A 2764-nucleotide genomic window follows, 5' to 3' on the forward strand; every position below is an offset into this window, starting at 1 on the left:
CTGGCGGGCTGCGCGCTGAGCCAGGTGGGCAACGTGGGGCCGGACCTGGGCCAGGGCTACATCGTGGATTCGTTCATGGTGGTGGTGCTGGGCGGCGTGGGCCAGCTGGCGGGCACGGTGTATGCCGCGATGGGCCTGGGCATTCTCAACAAATTCCTCGAAGGCTGGACGGGCGCCGTGCTGGCCAAGATTGCCGTGCTGGTGTTCATCATCATCTTCATCCAGAAGCGGCCGCAGGGCATCTTCGCGATGAAGGGCCGCAGTGCGGAGGCCTGAGATGACGGCCACCATGACCCCGATGCCAACTATCGTGCACCTTCCGGCCAAGGGCCCACTGCTTACGCGCGGCGGCTGGAGCGCCTTCATGATGGCACTGATCGCCGTCTGCGCCATTGCGCCCATCCTCAACCTGTGGGTGCCCGAGGGCAGCGTGTTCCACATGAGCACCTACGCCGTGGCGCTGCTCGGCAAGATCATGTGCTACGCCATCTGCGCGTTGGCCATGGACTTGATCTGGGGCTACACCGGCATCCTCTCGCTGGGGCATGGCGTGTTCTTTGCACTGGGCGGCTACGCCATGGGCATGTACCTCATGCGCCAGATTGGCCGCGACGGCAATTACAAAAGCGACCTGCCCGACTTCATGGTGTTCCTTGACTGGAAGACCTTGCCCTGGCACTGGACTTTCAGCGACAGCTTTGCCGCCACCCTGTTTTTGATTGTGGCGGTGCCGGGCATCATTGCCTTTGTGTTTGGCTTCTTTGCCTTCCGCTCGCGCATCAAGGGCGTTTACTTTTCCATCATCACCCAGGCCATGACGTTTGCGGCCATGCTGCTGTTCTTTCGCAATGAAACCGGTTTTGGCGGCAACAACGGCTTTACCGACTTCAAACGCATTCTCAACATCCCGATCGCCACGCCGTCGATGCGCATGACGCTGTTCATCATGACGGGCCTTACGCTGCTCGGCTTCTTTTTGTTTGCCAAATGGCTGGTGGGCAGCAAATTTGGCCGTGTGCTGCAGGCCATTCGTGACGCCGAAACGCGTGTGATGTTCTCCGGCTACAGCCCGCTGGGCTACAAGCTCACGATCTGGGTGATTTCGGCCATCATGTGCGGTGTGGCCGGTGCCTTGTATGTGCCGCAGGTCGGCATCATCAACCCGAGCGAAATGAGCCCGGCCAACTCGATTGAAATTGCCATCTGGGCCGCAGTGGGCGGGCGCGCCAGTTTGATCGGGCCGATTGTGGGTGCCTTTATCGTCAACGGCGCCAAGAGCTGGCTCACGGTGGCGTATCCCGAATTCTGGCTGTACTTTCTGGGGGCACTTTTCATCAGCGTCACGCTGTTCCTGCCTGACGGCGTGGTGGGCCTGGTCAAGAAGCTTCGTAAAGGGGGTGGCAAATGACTCCCGATCTGCTCGAACAAGGCGCACGCCGCATTGAAGAACGCCTGGCCGCACTGGATGCCGGCAAAGCCAATACCGAATCCGGTGGTCGCAGTGCCAGCGGCCGCCGTATTGCTCATGCCACCGGCGAGGTAGACGTTACCCACGGTCGTATCCTGTACCTGGAAGATGTGAGCGTCAGCTTCGACGGCTTCAAGGCCATCAACAAGCTGAGCCTGGACATTGCGCCCGGCGAGCTGCGCTGCATCATCGGCCCCAATGGCGCCGGCAAGACAACCATGATGGATATCATCACCGGCAAGACCCGGCCCGATGAAGGCACGGTGTTTTTCGGCAGCACGATTGACCTGCTGCGCCACAAGGAAGCCGAAATCGCCCAGCTGGGGATAGGCCGCAAGTTCCAGAAGCCCACGGTGTTTGAGCAGCTCACCGTGTTTGAAAACCTGGAGCTCGCGCTCAAGACCAACAAGGGCGTGAAGCATTCGATGTTCTTCAAGCTCGATTCAACACAAAGCGACAGGCTGGCCGAGATCCTGGTGACGATTCACCTGGCAGACAGTGTGGGCCGTATGGCCGGCAACCTGAGCCATGGGCAAAAGCAGTGGCTGGAGATCGGCATGCTGTTGATGCAGGACCCGAAGCTGCTGCTGCTCGACGAGCCGGTGGCTGGCATGACCGATGAAGAAACGGCACGCACGGCAGAGCTGTTCTTGACACTCAAGGGCAAGCATTCGCTGATGGTGGTGGAGCATGACATGAGCTTTATCAAGACGATTTCGGAGATCGTGACCGTGCTGTGTGATGGGTCTGTGTTGGCGCAGGGGACGCTTGATCAGGTTCAGGCGGATGAGCGGGTTATTGAGGTGTATCTTGGCCGGTGAGGTTTTTTCTTCACCGGTTCTTGCTCCGGCTACGTGCTCTTTGCTGAGGGTAGTTGGCCGGGGGTTGCCCGGCGGCAACTCACTTTTCTTTTGCTTCGCCAAAAGCAAAGTAAGCAAAAGAAAAGGCGACCCTGCTGTCTGCGTCCCTTCGCTTCGCTACGGGCAACCTGCGGTGCTCGGACCAGACGGGGTCTCGCTCGAACTCGCTTCGCTCAGACAATCGCGATCCCTGATCCGCCTGAACCTGCGCTCCTCGGCGCATACASAAGGGGGTGGRGASAGGAATACCAAAACCGAATACCCAAACTGCCAAAGACAGAACCCCGAAGACCGCAAGAAACAAGGACTCGCCGTGGCGAGTCCTTGTTGGTATTTGTCTTTTGTTTTCGGCCTTCAGTCCCCGCTCCCGATTGGCCCTTGTGGATGCGCCGAGGAGCGCAGGGCCAGACGGATCAGGGCAAAAACTTGTTTGAGC

General features: G+C 59.4%; 2 protein-coding genes and 1 pseudogene. All 3 read left to right on the plus strand.

Going from position 1 to position 2764, the window contains the following annotated elements; translation table 11 throughout:
- Positions 1-276 (plus strand): annotated as a pseudogene (locus AC1DWI_RS19055) (urea ABC transporter permease subunit UrtB); the annotation flags it as partial.
- Between the two features lies 1 nt (position 277).
- A complete protein-coding gene (gene urtC / locus AC1DWI_RS19060; protein WP_477725457.1) occupies positions 278-1408 on the plus strand; it encodes an urea ABC transporter permease subunit UrtC in 1131 nt (376 codons plus the stop codon).
- Complete coding sequence (gene urtD / locus AC1DWI_RS19065; protein ID WP_477668172.1) at positions 1405-2289, plus strand: urea ABC transporter ATP-binding protein UrtD; 885 nt, start codon at positions 1405-1407, stop codon at positions 2287-2289. The genes urtC and urtD overlap by 4 nt, the downstream gene beginning before the upstream one ends.
- Positions 2290-2764 lie beyond the last annotated feature (475 nt).

Source organism: Polaromonas sp. P3_C2 (assembly GCF_056402675.1).

Coding starts and splice junctions, on each gene's coding strand:
- urtD (WP_477668172.1), top strand. CDS start 1,405: ATGACTCCCGATCTGCTCGAACAAGGCGCACGCCGCATTGAAGAACGC.
- urtC (WP_477725457.1), top strand. CDS start 278: ATGACGGCCACCATGACCCCGATGCCAACTATCGTGCACCTTCCGGCC.